This is a genomic window from Aeoliella sp. (genome assembly GCF_965227375.1).
Lineage (GTDB): Bacteria > Planctomycetota > Planctomycetia > Pirellulales > Lacipirellulaceae > Aeoliella.
Genome location: NZ_CBDDFX010000002.1, coordinates 2,966,901 through 2,984,433, shown reverse-complemented (window position 1 = coordinate 2,984,433; position 17,533 = coordinate 2,966,901). Strand labels below are relative to the sequence as shown.

General features: G+C 61.2%; 13 protein-coding genes. 8 read left to right on the top strand and 5 right to left on the bottom strand.

The window, feature by feature from the left end; all coding sequences use genetic code 11:
- Window positions 1-123: 123 nt before the first annotated feature.
- The 3 genes from ACQK2L_RS24730 (at window position 124) to ACQK2L_RS24720 (ending at window position 3,301) form a co-directional block, all read left to right on the top strand.
- Window positions 124-1,299, top strand: a complete 1,176-nt coding sequence (locus ACQK2L_RS24730) for a HEAT repeat domain-containing protein (RefSeq protein ID WP_425399719.1) — start codon at window positions 124-126, stop codon at window positions 1,297-1,299.
- A 115-nt stretch (window positions 1,300-1,414) separates the two neighbouring features.
- Window positions 1,415-2,326: a sugar phosphate isomerase/epimerase family protein gene (locus tag ACQK2L_RS24725; RefSeq protein WP_425399718.1), complete on the top strand. Its 912-nt coding sequence runs from the start codon at window positions 1,415-1,417 to the stop codon at window positions 2,324-2,326.
- 51 nt (window positions 2,327-2,377) lie between these two features.
- Window positions 2,378-3,301: a CHAD domain-containing protein gene (locus tag ACQK2L_RS24720; protein ID WP_425399717.1), complete on the top strand. Its 924-nt coding sequence runs from the start codon at window positions 2,378-2,380 to the stop codon at window positions 3,299-3,301.
- A gap of 13 nt (window positions 3,302-3,314) precedes the next feature.
- On the opposite strand, the gene aat is transcribed toward ACQK2L_RS24720, so the two are convergent.
- Window positions 3,315-4,034, bottom strand: a complete 720-nt coding sequence (gene aat, locus ACQK2L_RS24715; protein WP_425399716.1) for a leucyl/phenylalanyl-tRNA--protein transferase — start codon at window positions 4,032-4,034, stop codon at window positions 3,315-3,317.
- 42 nt (window positions 4,035-4,076) lie between these two features.
- Window positions 4,077-5,219, bottom strand: coding sequence for a hypothetical protein (locus ACQK2L_RS24710; RefSeq protein WP_425399715.1), 1,143 nt, complete (start codon window positions 5,217-5,219; stop codon window positions 4,077-4,079).
- Between the two features lie 255 nt (window positions 5,220-5,474).
- Here ACQK2L_RS24710 and ACQK2L_RS24705 point away from each other — a divergent pair, with 255 nt between their 5' ends.
- From ACQK2L_RS24705 to greA, 5 genes are all read left to right on the top strand, one after another.
- Window positions 5,475-6,677, top strand: a complete 1,203-nt coding sequence (locus ACQK2L_RS24705; RefSeq protein ID WP_425399714.1) for a S1C family serine protease — start codon at window positions 5,475-5,477, stop codon at window positions 6,675-6,677.
- A gap of 129 nt (window positions 6,678-6,806) precedes the next feature.
- Entirely contained in the window at window positions 6,807-8,660 is a 1,854-nt protein-coding gene (dnaG, locus tag ACQK2L_RS24700; protein WP_425399713.1) for a DNA primase, read from the top strand.
- Between the two features lie 107 nt (window positions 8,661-8,767).
- The gene (locus ACQK2L_RS24695; RefSeq protein ID WP_425399712.1) at window positions 8,768-10,417 is read left to right on the top strand and encodes a sigma-70 family RNA polymerase sigma factor; all 1,650 of its coding nucleotides are present in this window, start codon (window positions 8,768-8,770) and stop codon (window positions 10,415-10,417) included.
- Window positions 10,418-10,577: 160 nt separating this feature from the next.
- Window positions 10,578-11,279: a zinc ribbon domain-containing protein gene (locus tag ACQK2L_RS24690; RefSeq protein WP_425399711.1), complete on the top strand. Its 702-nt coding sequence runs from the start codon at window positions 10,578-10,580 to the stop codon at window positions 11,277-11,279.
- Window positions 11,280-11,420: 141 nt separating this feature from the next.
- A complete protein-coding gene (gene greA, locus ACQK2L_RS24685) occupies window positions 11,421-11,903 on the top strand; it encodes a transcription elongation factor GreA (RefSeq protein WP_425399710.1) in 483 nt (160 codons plus the stop codon).
- Between the two features lie 28 nt (window positions 11,904-11,931).
- On the opposite strand, the gene ACQK2L_RS24680 is transcribed toward greA, so the two are convergent.
- From ACQK2L_RS24680 to ACQK2L_RS24670, 3 genes are all read right to left on the bottom strand, one after another.
- A complete protein-coding gene (locus ACQK2L_RS24680) occupies window positions 11,932-12,447 on the bottom strand; it encodes a hypothetical protein (RefSeq protein ID WP_425399709.1) in 516 nt (171 codons plus the stop codon).
- A 277-nt stretch (window positions 12,448-12,724) separates the two neighbouring features.
- A complete protein-coding gene (locus tag ACQK2L_RS24675) occupies window positions 12,725-16,111 on the bottom strand; it encodes an efflux RND transporter permease subunit (RefSeq protein WP_425399708.1) in 3,387 nt (1,128 codons plus the stop codon).
- A 105-nt stretch (window positions 16,112-16,216) separates the two neighbouring features.
- Window positions 16,217-17,530: an efflux RND transporter periplasmic adaptor subunit gene (locus ACQK2L_RS24670; RefSeq protein WP_425399707.1), complete on the bottom strand. Its 1,314-nt coding sequence runs from the start codon at window positions 17,528-17,530 to the stop codon at window positions 16,217-16,219.
- Between the last annotated feature and the right edge of the window lie 3 nt (window positions 17,531-17,533).

Sequence of the window (17,533 nt, the reverse complement as noted above, 5' to 3'; positions counted from 1 at the left end):
AACCGGAACATTCCGCCAGCGGCCAGGAGAAACGGGAATTAGTCTGCTGGTCACGCGGGCGGCGAGGCTTCTATAATAGCGAGTAGTCCCATTGCGGTAGACCATCCCCACCGCCAGAGCCTCATGCGAACCTTCCTGCTGCCACTGCTGCTAGTCGCCACGCCCGCCGCGGCCGATCTGGTGCATCTAAGCGCCGGCGGGCAGATTGAGGGGAAGGTAGAGCAGGTGGACGATGGAAGCTATCGCGTAACCACCCCGTCGGGCACGGTCGTTTCGTTGGGCCGCTCGCAGGTGTCGAAGGTCGACGAGGACTCGGACGAAACGCGAACCTACGAAGGCCGCGCCCGGACCACGCCAGACGACGCGGCATCGCAGTTGAAGCTGGCCAAGTGGTGTCGCGAGCACCAATTGAACGCTCGCGCGGCGCGGCATGCCAAACGAGTGATCGAGTTAGAGCCGGGCAATGCCGAAGCGCGGCAGATGCTGAACTTTCGCAATGTCGACGGCGAGTGGATGACGCGCGAGCAGGTGATGGAATCACGGGGCATGGTTTGGTACAACGGCCGCCCCCGCACTCGTCAGGAAATCGCGCTGATGCAGCGGTCGGAGAAACAGACCAAGCTGGCCGCGCACTGGTCGTCGGAGATTCGCAAGTGGCGTCGTTGGTTGAACGACCGCCGACCCGAACGCGTGCAAGAGGCGGTAGCGAACTTCTCCGCGGTGAACGATCCCATGGCGGGACCGCCGCTGGTGGAGCTGATGGAGGACGAGAAAGACCCTGCGGCCCTGCGGCTCATGGCCAAGGCAGCCTCGCAAATCAATCACCAGTCGACGGTCAACGCGCTGGTGCTGCTGTCGTTGAATTCTCCCGACGAAGACTTGCGCCTCAACTGCCTGGGGTGGTTGATCGACTCGAAGCGCCCCGGACTGACCGAGGCGTACGTCAAAGCCTTGCGTAGCAACGACAACGAGGTGGTGAATCGCGCCGGAGTCGCGCTGAGCAGCCTGGAGGACGACAGCGCCATCGGCCCGCTGATCGACGCACTAGTGACCAAGCACAAGAAGGTCGTGGGCGGCGGTGGCGGTGGTACGACCTACTCGTTTACACCCAGCAACGGCATGTCGTCGTTTGGTGGGGGTGGGCCCAAAGAAATCTCCGGCATGCTGAAGAATCCCGCTGTGCTCGGCGCGCTGGTACGGATTACCGGCGAGCACTTTGGTTACGACCAAGAATTGTGGGAGAAGTGGCACGCCACGCAGGCTCAGCTGGTGCATGTCGATTTGCGCCGCGACAAATAAGGCCCACTGCAACGCCTTGGCGACGCTTCCACCGCGCAGTTGAACATGCCCCTTTGAGGCTCTAGACTTTCTTGCATTGTCTTTCTTGAGCCCGATTCTGGATGGGGAGTCCACCGTGCAACTTGGTTTTGTCACCGCCATCTTCGGCGACCTGAAATTCGAAGAGGTCTTGCAGTTCGCCTCCGACGAAGGGTTCGACTGCGTGGAAGTCATGTGCTGGCCACCCGGCGGGCCCGATCGCAAGTACGGCGGCGTCACGCACATCGATGTGTCGGAATTCACCCAGGCGATGGCCGACGATGTCCGCGCGTTGCTCGATAAGTACGGCGTCGCCATCTCCGCGCTCGGCTATTACTCGATACCGCTTTCGGCCGACGAGGAGCAAGCAACCACGGCCGTAGAGCACCTGCATAAGGTGATCGGCGCTGCGCCGATGCTGGGACTGAAGAACGTCAACACGTTTGCAGGGGCCAACCAGTACAAGACATTGGAGGAAAACTTGGCCCTGTTTGGCGAGGTGTTTCCACCGATCGTGAAACACGCCGAACAGGTGGGCGTGTACCTGGGCATTGAGAACTGCCCGATGATGTACGCGAAGACGTGGCCGCAGGGGCTAAACATCGCCCGCAGTCCAGCAATCTGGAGGCGAATGTTCGAGATGATCCCGTCGGACCACTTCGGTCTAAACTACGATCCCTCGCACCTGCGGATGCAGTTGATGGATCCCATCGCACCGATTCGCGAATTCGGCCCGCGAATCTTTCACTCGCACGCCAAGGACATGCGAGTCGACGAGCATCGGCTCAACGACGTCGGATCGTTGGAGCCGCCGATGGACCGCTCGACCGCCAAGATTCCGGGCCTGGGCGACATCGATTGGGGCCTGTGGGTCGGTGCGTTGACCGATGCCGGCTATCATGGTCCAGTCTGTATTGAAGTGGAGGACGAGGCATTTACCGAGACGCTCGAGCTCCGCAAGCAGTCGCTGCGAATCTCGCGAAACGTGCTGCGGACGTTCATGGGCTAGGTCCCACGAGCGGATTGGTCGCGGCCAGCGTGCCCAGCTACAATGGCTCGCATGGGAGCAATCGACAAGTGGATATCTGAAGCGAGTGCCGACACGCCGACTGGCGAGGTGGCTCAGCGCGCGCTGGAGTTGCGCTTGCGCAACGTGATTCACTATTTGCCGTTGGCGGCCCACTTGGCGGACGAGGACGTGGAGTACGTCCATTCAGCTCGCGTGGCGACCCGCCGCGCCGGGGCGGCGCTGGCGATGTTTCGCGATTTCGTGCCGAAGTCGAAACGCCAGCGAATAAAGGTGTCGCTCAAGCAGATTCGCAAGTCGATGGACGAAGCTCGTGATCTGGATGTATACCTCGAGCGCTTTCGCGCCGCCGAAGAGCCGGCCGCGCGGTCGTTCTATCACCGGCTCGAACGCCACCGCCGGCACGCTCAGACTCCGATCATCCAATGTGCTTCGCCGCTGCTGTACAACCAGCGTTTCCGGAGGCAAGTTTCTAGGCTGGTTGCCAAGGTGGAGAAGCACGCTCGTAAGCGCCTGCGACGCAGGCCGTTTGGCGAATGGGCCGCCAGGCAACTCGAGCGGGCCTGGGAGGAGTTCGCTGCGGAGGTGCCCGACGATCAACCCACCGCCGAGCAGTTGCACGCGTTTCGCATCGCGACCAAACGGTTTCGCTACGTCTTGGAGCTACTGCACAACGGCCTGCCCGGTTCGGTTCGCAAGCAGATCTATCCGCAGGTCAAACAGTTACAGGGCCAGCTTGGCGAAATACAGGACCACGCCGTGGCGGCTGAGAAGCTGGCGGCTTGGTGCACCGACGCCGAGTCGGAGGACGAGCGGGAACTCCTAAAACAGTACGAACGGGACGAGCGCGAACAGTACCGCGGCAAGAGCGAAGCCTTTCTGCACTGGTGGCGTCACGACCGCATTGACGAGCTGGCCGCGCAGGTGGAGTCGTTGTGGAGCGTTTCGCAGGAGTAGGGCGAACGAGGCGTCATTCTCGCAGCGACTCGACGTTCCCTTCCAGTCGGTGCCCGAACGTCACGGGGCGTTCGACTTCGATAGCGAGTCGTGCCAAGTACTCGCGGCGGGGAATCTTGATCGCTCCCAACCGGCCGGTGTGCTCGGTCCACTGCTGTATATCCAATAGGCCGTAGCCGCGGGCCTTCAAGTGCGCGATCAGCACGGCCAGTGCGGCAGTCGACGCGTCGCGGTGGCGGTGGAACATGCTCTCGGCCGCGAACAGGCCGCCGATCGAAACACCGTAGACGCCGCCCACCAGTTGGCCATCGGAGCGAATCTCGACGCTGTGGGCGTGTCCTAGTCGGTGCAGGTGGGTGTAGCCGCGGATCATGTTGGGCGTAATCCAACTGCCGCCTTCGCGTCCGGGGCCCACCGCACAGCCGCGCATCACGCCGGCAAAGTCGGTATCGGCCGAGGTCACGAACTGCCCGCTGCGCAACCTCCGCAGCACCCGGCGGTGCGGACGGAAGTCGCCTAGCTCGATGATCGCCCGTGGATCGAGCGACCACCACACCAGCGGTTCCTCATCGCTGTGAGGCCAGGGGAATATCCCATGGGAGTAAGCGTCGAGCAGCAACTCGGCGTTCAAATCGCCCCCCATGACCAGGGCCCCTTCGGGACCGGCCGACTCGGGCGGCGGAAAGAACCGCGGCCGCCGCGAGGCTCTGGGGCTGGGAGGGTCGACGCTCATACCATGAGCATAGCGACAAACCCGGCTGGCGTCCTGCGGTTGCTACCAAGGCAGGCTAATTTCAGGCAGCAATTCTTCGATTTGCATCTCGCGGAGCTTGCCGTCGGTCGACTTCACCGTGTACGACACGCGAACCGGGAAGCGTGGTTTGACCCACGTGGCAACGTGTCCGGTCTTGACCAGTGGTGTGCCAGTGATTGAACGCATTAAGCCCGCCTTGAGTTTCGCGGACTCTTCCGGTTCGAGGCTCGGCGTCAGGTTGCCGGCGTAGTACAAGCGGCCATTCACTTCGTGGGCCAGGTAGAGCTTGTCCAGTTGCTCCAGATCGTTCAGTTCGAAACCAACGATCAAACAGTCGGCGTTCTGGCGCTCGATGTTCACGGGCTGCGTGTTCTTCTTGGCGCCACCCGCATTTGCATCGCTAACCTGACCTGCTTTACCGGTAAAGTCTTCGATGGAGTCTTCCAGGTCGCCCTCGACGGGACCGTTGCCGGCTGCCGATGCGATGGCTTCCACCAAGCTGGTCTTGGTATGGGCCTTGATATTCCAGTCCCACAGACGATCCCAGTTGATATGGCCAACCACCAATGCGGCCGTCAATGAGAGCATCACGCCGTTCGTGGCGCCGATCACCAGCCACTTGCGTTCGGGCAAGCGCTGGCAAGTTTTGAACCACGCCTTTAGCGGGCTGACGAGGATATCGAACAGTCCGATCGATGTATCGCTCGAGGCAGTCATCACAAAGCACACCACGTGCAGCACGACCACCAGGGCCAAACCGGCCACTAATTGCCAAACACCCCAAAATTCGAACACCACCGAAGTGGCAGGCAGCAGAAACCGGCCTGCAATGGTTGCCGCCAGGATCAGCAGGTTGGTGCCCACCAGTGGCCAAGTCCACGAAGGAATGGCCGCGCAGAACTCCTCCATGGGGTTCCGCTTGGGCGGGGCAGGGCCCGCCTCGGGGCTGGCGACGCGTTCCCAATCCGCATCCACTTCCACGGTGATTCCCAGGCTGGGATACCAACCGCAACTGCGGCAAACCATCTGGTCGTCGGGCATCGGAGCTTCGCACTTCGAGCAAACCGGCCCAGCGTACCCGGGTGCGCCGTCGTTTTCGGTCCCGTCTACAGGGACTTCGAGCAGCGCGGTTTGGCTATCTTCCAAGGGATCAAACGTCGACATGCGATCGTGCTCACTGGTAAAGACAGAGGCGGAATCTCGGAGACCAAGTGGTTTAAGTAACCTTAGCTCGCCACGGCGGCCCGCAACTCAGTAGTTCCAGATCTCCTGGTCGGAGTTGCCCAGGTTGACTGGGTAAAGCGGATTAACTGGGCGTTTTTTTGTTATGGGCGAAATAATCGCCACTTCGCGATCGATTCGTTATAATGGAACTCGAGCGACGCATTTGCTGCCCCCTTATCCTGAAGATGCCCGCCTATGTCTGCCAGCGACCCCGTGTACGACCCCCTGCCGGACACTCCATCATCCCAACCTAACCATCCGACAGGAGGCGACGGCACCCGCGGTCTGCGTCTGTTGGTGGTGCTGTTGGCCGTGCTGGTTGTGATCCTGGCCGGACCTTACTTACTCAGCCGTTTCCGGTATGCCGACACCAGGGCTCGAATGCAGGCGGAGGTCGACGTGGCCTCCACGCAGTTGACCAAGGTCCGCGCCGAGCTGAGCGATCTGGTAACCGCATCGCGCCTGGTGGCCAAGCGGGTCTCGCCTAGCGTGGTGAGTATTCACCGCGCCGACATTCAGGGCGTCGAAGGCCAGGGCTCGGGCGTGATCGTCGATCCCGAAGGCTATATCATCACCAACTATCACGTGCTCGAGGGCGCGACCGGGTTGCATGTGATCCTAGCCGATGGTCGGGTGGAGACCGAGCCCGTCGTTGTTGGCGGCGACATGCGAATCGACCTGGCGCTCTTGAAGATCAACAAGCCCGACCTGATTGCCGCGGAGTGGGGCGATAGCGATTCCCTGCAAGTTGGCGATCTGGTGTGGGCCGTCGGCAGCCCGTTCGGGCTCGACCATACGGTGACCTTTGGCATCGTCAGCGCGAAGCAACGCCGCACCCTTTCGCAGCGCTCATTGCAGGGGCTGCAGAGCACCCCGTTCCAGGAGTTCCTGCAAACCGACGTGGCGGTGAACCCTGGCAACAGTGGCGGACCGTTGGTGGATCTCGACGGCAATGTGGTCGGCATCAACACCGCCATCGTGGGGCAAGTGTACCAGGGGATCAGTCTGGCCATTCCCAGCAACTTGGTGAAGGACACCTACACGCGTTTGAAGTCCGACGGATGGGTCGAGCGCGGCTACCTGGGCGTGTCGCCAAAGCCTCTGGGCGATCGACTCCGTAGACGTCTGGACCTCCGCGAAGGCGAAGGGGTTCTGGCCGCCACGGTATCGCCCTACACGCCGGCCGAGCGGGCTGGTTTGCGGGGTGGCGACGTGATCCTCAAGTGGAATGAGCACAACGCCAGCGACCCGTTCCTGCTCACGCAGGCGATCGCCGACACGCCGGTCGGATCCAAAGCGCGGCTCATCATCTGCCGCCTGGTCCGTAGCCAGCCGAAGGAGTTGGAGCTGGAAGTCACCGTTGGCGCGGCCCCTCGACTCGAGCGACTCGCACAGTAAGCTAATATCTGGTCAAGCCGAAGCCATCCGGTTGGTGAGCGACGCGGTTTCTTGCAGGCTTGTCCGTGCATCGAAGCTCTCTGTTTGTCGACGGAGGGACCTATCACCCCTATTTGACGGATCATCGCGGTGGACTTTGGATCGGCCCACGACTCGAAGGAGCAAGTACGCCAGGCGGTGGATATCGTCGATCTGGTCGGCAGCTACTTGCAGCTGCGTCGACAGGGTCGTGGCTACGTGGCCCATTGCCCCTGGCACGACGACAGCCGCCCCAGCTTGCAGGTGAATCCCGAGCGGCAGACGTTCAAGTGCTGGGTGTGCGACATTGGCGGCGATGTGTTCAGCTTCGTGATGCGGATGGAGCGGCTGGAGTTTCGCGAAGCCCTGGAAATGCTGGCCGAGCGAGCCGGCATCCAGCTCACCAGCGGCCCCGCGCCGAAGCACGAGCCCGGCAGCCCCGGCGACAAGAAGACCCAGCTGGCCGCCTTGGCTTGGGCGGCCGAACTGTTCCATCGGCACCTGCACGAAGCGGCCGAAGCCGGCGAGGTGCAGCAGTACCTGGCCGATCGCGGTATCAACGACCAGATGCGGGACCAGTTTCAGATCGGTTTCTCCGCGCCCGACTGGGAATGGATGGTCCGCCAGGCTCGCGCGACGCAGTTTTCGCCAGCGGTGCTCGAGCGAGTGGGCCTGGTTGGCAGCCGCGACGGTGGCGGACACTACGATCGCTTCCGTGGCCGCTTGATCTTTCCGATTCGCGACGTTCGCAGTCGACCGATCGCGTTTGGTGGTCGGGTGCTGCCGCAATTTGCCGACGATCGCGCGGCCAAGTACGTCAACTCGCCGGAGACACCGCTTTACAGCAAGAGCGAACAACTTTACGCGCTCGACATTGCCCGCGATGCGGTCGCCGAGCGTGGCAACATCGTGGTGATGGAAGGCTACACCGACGTGATCATGGCGCACCAGCACGGTGTGAACAACGCGGTGGCTTGCTGCGGCACGGCGCTCGGCGAACGCCATCTGCACCTGCTGCGTCGCTTTACCGATCAGGTGGTGCTGGTGCTCGATGGCGACGAAGCCGGGCAGAAACGCACCAGCGAAGTGCTGGAACTGTTTGTGGCCAACCAAGTCGATCTGCGCGTGCTCACGCTGCCCGCTGGGCTCGATCCGTGCGATTACTTGCGCGCCAACGGTCGCGAGGCATGGGAGGCGCTGATTGACACTGCGCGCGACGCGCTGGATCACAAAATGTGGCTGGTCGAACAGCGTGTTGGCCCCAATCCACCGACGCACATCGCCGCCGAAGCGGTGGAGGAACTGCTGGCCGTGCTGGCGAAAGTGGAAGTAGCCGCTGGCGAGACCAGTTCGTCCGCGCTGTTGCGAGAGCAGCAAGCACTGGGGCGGATCGCCCGCAGATTCTATCTGCGCGAGGACGATTTACGCGGGCGTTTGAAGGCTTTGCGTCGTTCGACCACGCGACTCGTGCACGATGCGCCAGAGGAACCGCCGATGGTGATCGACCAAATCGCGCCAGCATTGCTATCGCGGTGGGAGCAAGAAATCTTTGAATTGGTCTTGTCCGATTCGGCGCTCGTCGGTCCAATTCTTGATAACATCCCTGAACAGGCGATGGAGAGTCGTCCCGCCCGTTGGTTGTACGAGTTGTGCCACCGGTTGCACTCGGCCCACCAACCCGTTACCTTCGACCAACTGATGGCTCAGGCCACGCACGAGCGACAACAGAAGTTGCTCATTGATTTAGATGAGTCGGCCGGAGAGAAACGCGAAAGCGATCACGACCAACGTCTCACCGACCTGGTAGAGCACTACCGCAAACACCACGAAGAACAAAACCGTCGAGCCGACATCGCGAACCTTCGCGATGGTAACCTCGACCCTCACGCAGAGGAGCAACTGCTTAACAAATTCTTCGACAACTTGAAACGCCGGCAATCAGGGTCTCTCTCCACGGATGGTTAGAGTGGTTGCCCGGCGCAAGGCTGCCTGGATTTCCCGTTTCGTTCCACCAGGCACGCCCCACGTCATTCCCACCAACTGCATGCATGATGTATGCAAGGAGTACGACGATGACCCCGCAGGCCGCCCAGGACCTTCGCGCTTTGCTCGATATCGCCAAGCAGCAAAGTTTTCTTACCTACGAGCAAGTTAGCAGCTACCTGCCCGACGAGACCTATGGCACGGAGCCAGTCGACCGGTTGCTCGAGGCGCTCGATTCGATGGGCATCGAGATCGTGGACGATCCCACGATTCACAAGTTCCCGACCGTCGAAGAGCCAGTAGCCGATGGATCCGACGATCGGGCCAAGGCTTTGGCCGACGCGATGCCGCAGTACAACAGCGACCCGATTCGCATGTACCTGTCGCAAATGGCGGAGATCCCGCTGCTCAGCCGCGAAGAAGAAATCTCGCTGGCCAAGAAGATCGAGCTGACCCGTAAGCAGTTCCGTCGCAACTTGCTGCGTTCGTTCCACGCCTTGGAAGCGACCGTCAAGACGCTCGAGCGTGTGGAGAGTGGCGAGTTGCCGTTCGATCGCACGATCAAAGTCTCGCTCACCGAGAACTTGACCAAGGAGCAAGTGCAGGGACGCATGCCAGGCAACCTGGCGACGTTGCGCCACCTGATCGAAGCCCAGAAGGCCGACTTCGCTCAACTCACGCGCCGCAGTTTGACGGAGGACGAACGCCGCACGGTGCGACGCCGGTTCCTGCGTCGCCGCGAGAAGATGCTGGTGCTCGTCGAAGAGCTAAGCCTGCGAACTCGCCGAGTGCAGCCGCTGATCAAAGAACTCGAGCAGTTTAGCCAGCGGATCGACCTGGTACGCGAGCAGCTTCGCGAACTGAAGGACGAGAACGCACCGGCTGACAAGATCGCCTCGGTTCAGGCGGAGCTCAAGGCGCTGTTGGTCAACGTGCTCGAAAGCCCCTCAACGCTGCGACGTCGCGTGGAACTGCTCAAGAAGCAGTTCAAGGCGTTCGAAAACGTCAAACGCGAACTCTCCAGCGGCAACCTCCGGTTGGTCGTTTCGATCGCCAAGAAGTATCGCAACCGCGGGCTGAGCTTCCTCGACCTGATTCAGGAAGGCAACACCGGCCTGATGCGTGCGGTCGACAAGTACGAGTATCGCCGTGGCTTCAAGTTCAGCACCTACGCCACGTGGTGGATCCGCCAGGCGATCACGCGGGCGATTGCCGATCAGGCGCGCACCATTCGCATTCCGGTGCACATGATTGACGTGCTTACCAAGCTTCGCAATACGGCGAAGATGCTGCAGCAGCAGTTGGGCCGCGAGCCTTCGATCGAAGAAATCGCCACGGCCGCCGAAGTGCCGCTGGACGAAACCGAACGCGTGCTGGACATCGGCCGTCACCCGGTGAGCCTTGATCGCCCCGTGGGCGACGGCGAGGATTGCAGCTTCGGCGAGTTTGTCGAAGACCAGCACACCGAAAGCCCGCACAAGCTGGCCAACAACGGTCTGCTTCGCGACCAGATTGAGGAACTCTTGAAGACGCTCACGTTCCGCGAGCGGGAGATCATCCGCCTGCGGTATGGCCTGCACGATGGCTATAGCTACACGCTGGAAGAAGTGGGCCGCATCTTCAAAGTGACTCGTGAGCGGGTCCGGCAAATTGAAGCGAAAGCCGTTGCCAAGCTGCAACACCCCGTCCGCAGCCAGATGCTGGCGAACTTTGTGCCACAACTGCCGGTAGCGGCTTAAGCGATTGTTCGACAAACATTCACAACGGTCGCGGGAGCATGCCTTCCGCGGCCGTTTTTTTGTTGCAGTGAAGTCAGGGGCTTGGCAACATCGAGGATTGGCGGGATAACGGAGGTAGCTCTTTCGCACACTGCCAAGACTTTCGCAACCCGGGCGCTCCATGGCCATTACTGCCGACTTGCTTCGTACGCTGCATCGTTTGCACCTGCAATTGACGGATCTTCGCGACCGCTTGGAGCGAGGTCCCAAGCAGATTTCGCTGCGTCAGAAGAACGTCGAGGCGCGAGAGGCGGAATTGGCCGCGGTGCGCGATGCGGAGAAACAGGCGAAGCTGAAGGCCGATCGGCAGCAATTGGATCTCAAGAGTTCCGAGCAACGCCTGGTCGATTGGGGAATGAAGCTCAATCTGGCCAGCAGCAATAAGGAGTACCAGGCACTCAAGGATCAGATCGCTGCGGCCGAAATGGCCAACAGCGTGCTGGCCGACGAAATCCTGGAGAGCTTCGAGCGAATCGACAAGATGGGCGAGAAGGTCGCTACGGCCGAGTCGGCCGTCAAGGCGACCGAGGACGAACTGGCAAAAGTGAGAGCCCAAATCGAGTCGGCGGCCGAAGTGATTCGCGGCGACATCGCCCGACTGGAGGCCGATCTGGCCGACGCCGAGAAGCAGTTGCCAGCCGATTTCCGCGGCGACTACAACCGCGTGGTCAAAGTCAAAGGCGCCGACGGCCTGAGCGAGGCCGAAGATGGGGTCTGCAACGGCTGCGGGCAGAAGATCACCGCCAACATGCAGAACGACCTCCTGCTGCACCGCCCAACGTTCTGCAAAGCATGCGGCCGGCTGCTCTACCTGCCGGAGTGAACGGCCCGCAAAAAGGGGTTTACACGCCCCGGCCAACTCACCAAAATAGGGTTTACTAAGACGGGCGCCCCGGTGCGGGTGCCCGTCTTTGTTTTGTACTTCGCTGAAACCTCTTGTCGCCTAGAGACTGGAAAGTTCGCCATGAGTGGCCGTGTTCCCATGACCCGTGAGGGTTACGAAAAGATCAAAGCCGAGCTCGAAGTGATGGAAAACGAGCAGATGCCTGAGATCGAAAAACGGATTGCCGAGGCTCGCGCCGAGGGCGATCTGAAGGAAAACGCCGAGTATCACGGCGCGCGCGAGTCGCAGGGCATGCTGCAGGCGAAGATCAACCTGCTGAAGGACAAGCTGAAGCGGGCCGACATCGTCGATACGTCGAAGCTGCCCAAGGACGAAGTGGTCTTTAGCTGCACGGTAACCGTGAAGGACCTCGACTTTGGCGACAAGGAAGAGTTTACCTTGGTCGGCGAAGGCGACGAAGACTACGACAACGGCAAAATCAACGTCGCCAGCCCGCTGGGCCAAGGCCTGGTTGGCAAGAAAGTGGGCGATGTGGCCGAAGTGGAAGTGCCCGCCGGTGTGAACAAGTTTGAGATTCTCGAAATTCGATTCGACGAAGACTAGCACTTCCACGCCCAGTTGTGGTCCGTGGCTATTCCGATCCGCTGGGCGTTTGCTCCTGGGCCATACTTTGAAGTGCGGCACCTGTCTGTTGGAGTACCAGCAGGTGATTGCCGTTGGCCAGTTCGTTGCCCAAGGCGTCAACCGCCTGGCGTCGACGTTCCGCCAATTCGTTATCGCCCTCGGCTTCGGCTTGCTGCGCGAGAGCCATCGCATGCCGCGCAAGTTCTTTGGTTTTGTTCACCAGATCGATGGTTTCGTTCATCAGGGCGTTGCGAGACTTTTGCCATTTCATGGCAAACTGCGTCTCACTGATCGTTAGCGCCTGGTTTCCCGCGAATGGCTCACCACTCCAGTCGATCTTCGTGAGCGTATCGACGGCTTCGTCTTTCGATCCTGCGTTCCACTGCGCCATGACGTCGTCGTAGCCGATCGCGTTTACGCCTGCGGTGGTTGGCGAGTTGGAGCTTCCGCAGCCAGCGACGCGGCAAATGTAGACCACAAGACAGATTGCACAGAGGAGGCCAACGGCGAAACGGGCTTTCATAGGAGACGGGTCCTTGTGGGGGAGATTGAATTGGCAGCACTTCGCCCCAGCCTTCCGAATATTTGCCCTGCGAAGGATCTAATGCAATTTAGAGTTTCCGCGATAGATGCGAGCGATGTCGCCGCCCTCGGAGTTAGTGTCAGAGGGAGAACTGTCCCCCCGCGATTGAGCCAATCGCCAGCTCGGTGAACGCTCTTCGTAGCGTCGTGAATTGCACTTACTGCCTGGAAGACTCGGATATGCCCAAGAGCTCGCCCCAGCCCGTCTCTGGCCATCCCTACCGATCGACCCAAATTAGCGATTCGTTTCTCCGATAGGAGCGCACCGCAGTTGTGACGGTAACTGCTAGTGCGACGACTAAGAGTGGTGGGATAATCGTCGCAGCGTCGATAGAGGACGCGAACCTGCCGATCAGCGCGCCGATCATCAGGGCCGCCGGCACGGTCGTACCAAAAACTAGCAGCCATTCAGGCAAGCGGTACGCCAGCATGTACGCACACGGGATGACCAGCAGCGTCAGAATCGTGGCGAACATCAGCCCGAACACAATCGCCCCAGTGAGTGGCTGCCAGAACTCGGCGCCGCCGGAGATATTGAGCATCAGCGGCAGGAGTCCGCCGCAGGTGGTTACCGTGGTGAGCAGCACTGGGCGGAGGCGATTCACGCCCGCTTCGACCAATGCCTGCCGCACGGGTAAGCCGCGTTGGCGGGCCTGGTTGGCGAAGTCGACCAGCACGATGGCGTCGTTCACCACGATGCCGGTGAGGCTTACCAGGCCGATGAACGTGGCCAGGCTGAACGGGAATCCGGTGACCCACATGCCGAGGATCACGCCGATGAAGCTGAGTGGCACCGTGATCATCACCACCGCGGCTTGGCGGAAGCTGTTGAATTGGACGACCAGAATGGCCGCAATCAGCACCACCGCGATGATCATGCTGCGCAGCAGGTAGCCGAAGTTCTTGTCGCGCTCGTCGTTCTCGCCGGCGAACTCCGCCTGAATGCCCTCGGCATCGGTGGCCGCCTTGCCGATGAACTGCTTGGCGAACCCCTCGACCGTCCTTTCCGCTCCTTCGACCGGTCGAAAGCCCAGGTCGGGCAGGATTTCCTTGGCCAGCACTTCGAACACTTCGGCCGGCTGTTTCGAGTCGTCCACGTCGCACTTGGCGACCACCGCACGATTGCGGTCGTAACGATTCACGCTGTACAAGTCGACGTCGCGGCGGATCTCGGCCAACGAACCAATCGAAGCCCGGCGACCATCGGGGCTGGTGAGCAGCAAACGCTTCAGGTCTTCAGGATGCTCTTGATACTCGGGCGCCAGCTGCAACCGAAGATTGATGTCCTCGTCGTCCATCGTGATCTGCACGGTGGTGTCGCCGGCAATCGCCGTTTGCACTGCCCGGGCGATCTGCATTTCGGTCAAGCCGGAAAGGCCCACCACCTCGGGCTTCGGTTCGATGACCAGCACGGGAGCGTCGTCGCGGTAGTCGGTCGTCACATCCACGGTGCCGGAAATCGCCTTCAACCGGTCGCGAGTGGCCTTGGCGATGATTCCCAGTTGGTCGAGGTCTTTGCCAGTGAAACGCACCGAAACCTTTGCACCGCCGGGCGGACCGTCTTGAACCTCGGAGATGGTCATCTTCATGCCGGGCAGCAGCTCGACGTTGCGGCGCAAGTAGTTCATCACCTCGCGGGTGTGAATCGAGCGATCCATCGGCGGGACCAACTCGACTTGTACTTGGCCGAATTCCGGTCCCGAGGCAGGATCGTCGTCCACGCGGGTCGCCATGCCAGAGGCGGAACCGACCGACGTGACGTAGTTCACCAGAATACCGGTGTCGTCCCAGTCCTCCAGCTTGTCGGTAATCACCTGCGACGCGGCCAGTGTTTCTTCGATGCTGTATCCCAGCGGCAGTTCGTACTTGACGATGAACTGCCCTCGGTCGCTGGCTGGGAAGAAGTTGAAACCCAGATGGCTCATCAGCTTGCCCGCGCCAAAAACGGCCACCAGACACCAAATCAGAACGAACAGCGGTGTGATGCCCGTAAGTGCTTGGCGGAGCACCCACGCGTAGGCGCGAGTGAAGATGCCCACGTTGGGGCGAACGCGGGCCGATTCGTTGGCTTCGTGGCTGTCGTGCGTGGCGGTGAGCCGGGCGAACGACTGCGATTCGTCGCCCACAGGCTCGCGACGACCAAACCAGCGGGCGGCGAGCGTCGGGATCACGAAGTGATCGACCAACACCGAACCGAGCAGGGCCACACTGACCACCTTGGGCATCACGCCCATGAAGTCGCCCATGATGCCGGGCACCAGGATCATCGGCAGGTACGCGGCGATGGTGGTCAGGTCGGCGGCAATCACCGGCAAGCCCACTTCCTCGATGCCAACTTTGGCCGCGTCCATCGGGTCTTCGCCGCGCTCGATGTGCCGATGGATGTTCTCGGCCACGATAATCGCGCCGTCGACCACCATGCCGAGCACCAGGATGAAGCTGAAGACCACCATGTTGGAGATTGGAATGCCAGCGGCGAACAGGAACACCAGTCCCACGGCGGTGCTGAACGGAATCGCAATCAGCACCAGCAGCGACATCCGCAGGCCCATCGTCCAGCCCAGAATGACCAGCACCAGCATCGCCCCAAACAGGGCGCTGGAGCCGAGCACGCGAAACATTACCCAAATCTCGTTCGAGGCGTCCCGCGAAGTGTAAAAGGCCAGGTCAGGATACTGGTCACGGAGGTCGGCCACCTTCTGGTTGACCTTTTCGGCCGCCCCCAGCGTGTTGATGTCCGATTCCTTGTTGATCACGATAGTGGCCGACTTCCGGCCATTTAGCTGCGCTAGATTGATCACCTTGCGGTGCGAGTCGACCACGCGGGCGATGTCGCGGACGCGGATCACTCGGCCTTCCTGGCTGGAGACGATCGCTTCGCGAATGTCGTCCACATCGCGTAGCTTCGACTCGTTGCGAACCTGCCGATCGAACTCGCCGGTGGTGAACGCGCCAGCGGGCACTTCCGCGTGGAAGTCGGAGAGCGCCTGGCGGAGCATGGTGAGCGTCACCCCGTACTGCACCATGCGGTCGGGCAGCACGTTGACGTGGATCTCGCGCTCCTTACCGCCGAACAACTGCGTGTTGGCTACGCCATCGACCGTTTCGAGCTGCTCCTGGACGTCCTCGGCAATCACCTTGAGCGTGCGGTCGTCCACCGCGTCGGGCGCGGTGATGCTCACGAGCATGAGCGGGGCGTTCTCAAAATCGATGTCGGTAATCACCGGTTGAACTTCCCGCCCAGCGGGAAGCTCGTTGCGAATGCGGTCGACCAGGTCCTTCACTTCGCGGCGACCATCGTCGGGAGTCACCCCGTCGAGGAAGATAACCTGCGTGACCGACGAACCGCGAACGTTGGTCGACGCGATGAAGTCGACGCTTTGCAACTCGGTGAGCGCCTCTTCCACCTTGCGGGCGATTTCGTTCTCCGCTTCGCTAGGTTGCGAGTCGGGATACGGAATCGCCACCAGGATGACCGCTTTGCTGATGGCGGGCGAGCGCTGCACCGGCGTGAGCAGCAAGGCAAACGCAGCCAGCAGCACAACCATCACCGTACACACGGTTACCAGACGCGGTCGTTCGATGGCGTAGTTGCTGATCTTCACGGAAGGCAGACTTGAACTATGTTGAGTTGTCTTGCTGGTGCCGGCGACGCTAGCTCGAACGGCTCACTTTCGAATCCCCATCGCCCCGACAGCAACGCAATCGACTCAAGAGCGGGCGTTCGCGACTTTGCCGTTCTTCTTTTCTGGGCTGACGTACTGCGTATCGTCGGCATCGGCTCCGTCGATCACTCGGACGTGCTGGCCGTCGTTCAGGCGTTGCTGGCCACGCACGATCACATGGCGCATCTCGGCAGACGTGGAGGGAACCAGCAGGTGATCGCCCTGGTCGATCCATTTGGTGAGTTCGATCTTACGTGCGATGGCCTGCGGGATCTCATCCACTTCCCAGAACATGACCTGCAGCGGCTCTTGCACCTCTTCCAGGCCGAACACGTACGTCTCGTCGCCACGGAAGAGCACGGCCGATTCGGGGATGCGATACGCGCTGATGCGGTCGGTCACCACTTCAGACGTGGCCACCATGCCGGGACGCAGCAGGTGATTTTCGTTCGGCACGCGGATCTCTACTTCGAACAGTCCCGTGCGAGTATCGGCCATTTCGGCGATGCGATACACATCGGCGTCGATGTCCGGGAGGGGACGCCCGAACTGATCGAGCGACTCGAGACTCACCCGTGCGCGAAATATTCCGGCTTCCGGATCGCTGAGGTTCGACGCGCTGGCCTGCTCGACCGCCCGCATGCGGTGATGCAGTTCTCGAATCTTCGACTCCGGTACATCGACCACCAGCAGTAATTGATCGTTTTCAACCAACTCAAACACCGTGGCGTTTGCGGAAACGAACTCGCCCGGCTCCGCCATGCGGCGGGAAATGGTTCCTTCCACGGGAGCGTACAGCACTGCGTCCTGTAGATTCTTGGTGGCGATCTCTAGCGCCGCTTTGGCCAGCGCTTCTTGAGTTAAGTACTGCTGGAATTCCGCGTCGGTGATCGCGCGAAATCCACTCGCCTTCACGTCGCGCGCGCGGCTCAGGTCGCTGGACGCCTGTTCCAGGTTGGCGGTTGCTTCGGCGACTCGCGCCTGCCAGACACGATCGTCCAGGCGGGCGAGGACCTGTCCGGCTTTTACGCGGCTGCCATCGTCCAAGGGACGCCCAGCTTCGTCTTTGCCAAGCTCGACGATACGCCCTGGTTGTTCAAAGCCGAGCGAGTAAGTTTCCCAAGCGCGGATCTTGCCGCTGAACTTGGCCGTTACTTCGCGGATGGAGGGTTTCACCGCCTTGGCCGCCACCAGGGGTTTGGTTTGGGCCACCACGGGAACTTGCGTGGTAAGCTGCTCGCGCGCATGCTTGGCCGCCGAGTTGTCGCGCATGCTCACCCAACCCATGATGCCTATCGCGAGGACCGTGATGATGGTCAATGCGACGTAGCGGGCGGCATGCTGCGTCCACTGGGGCATGGG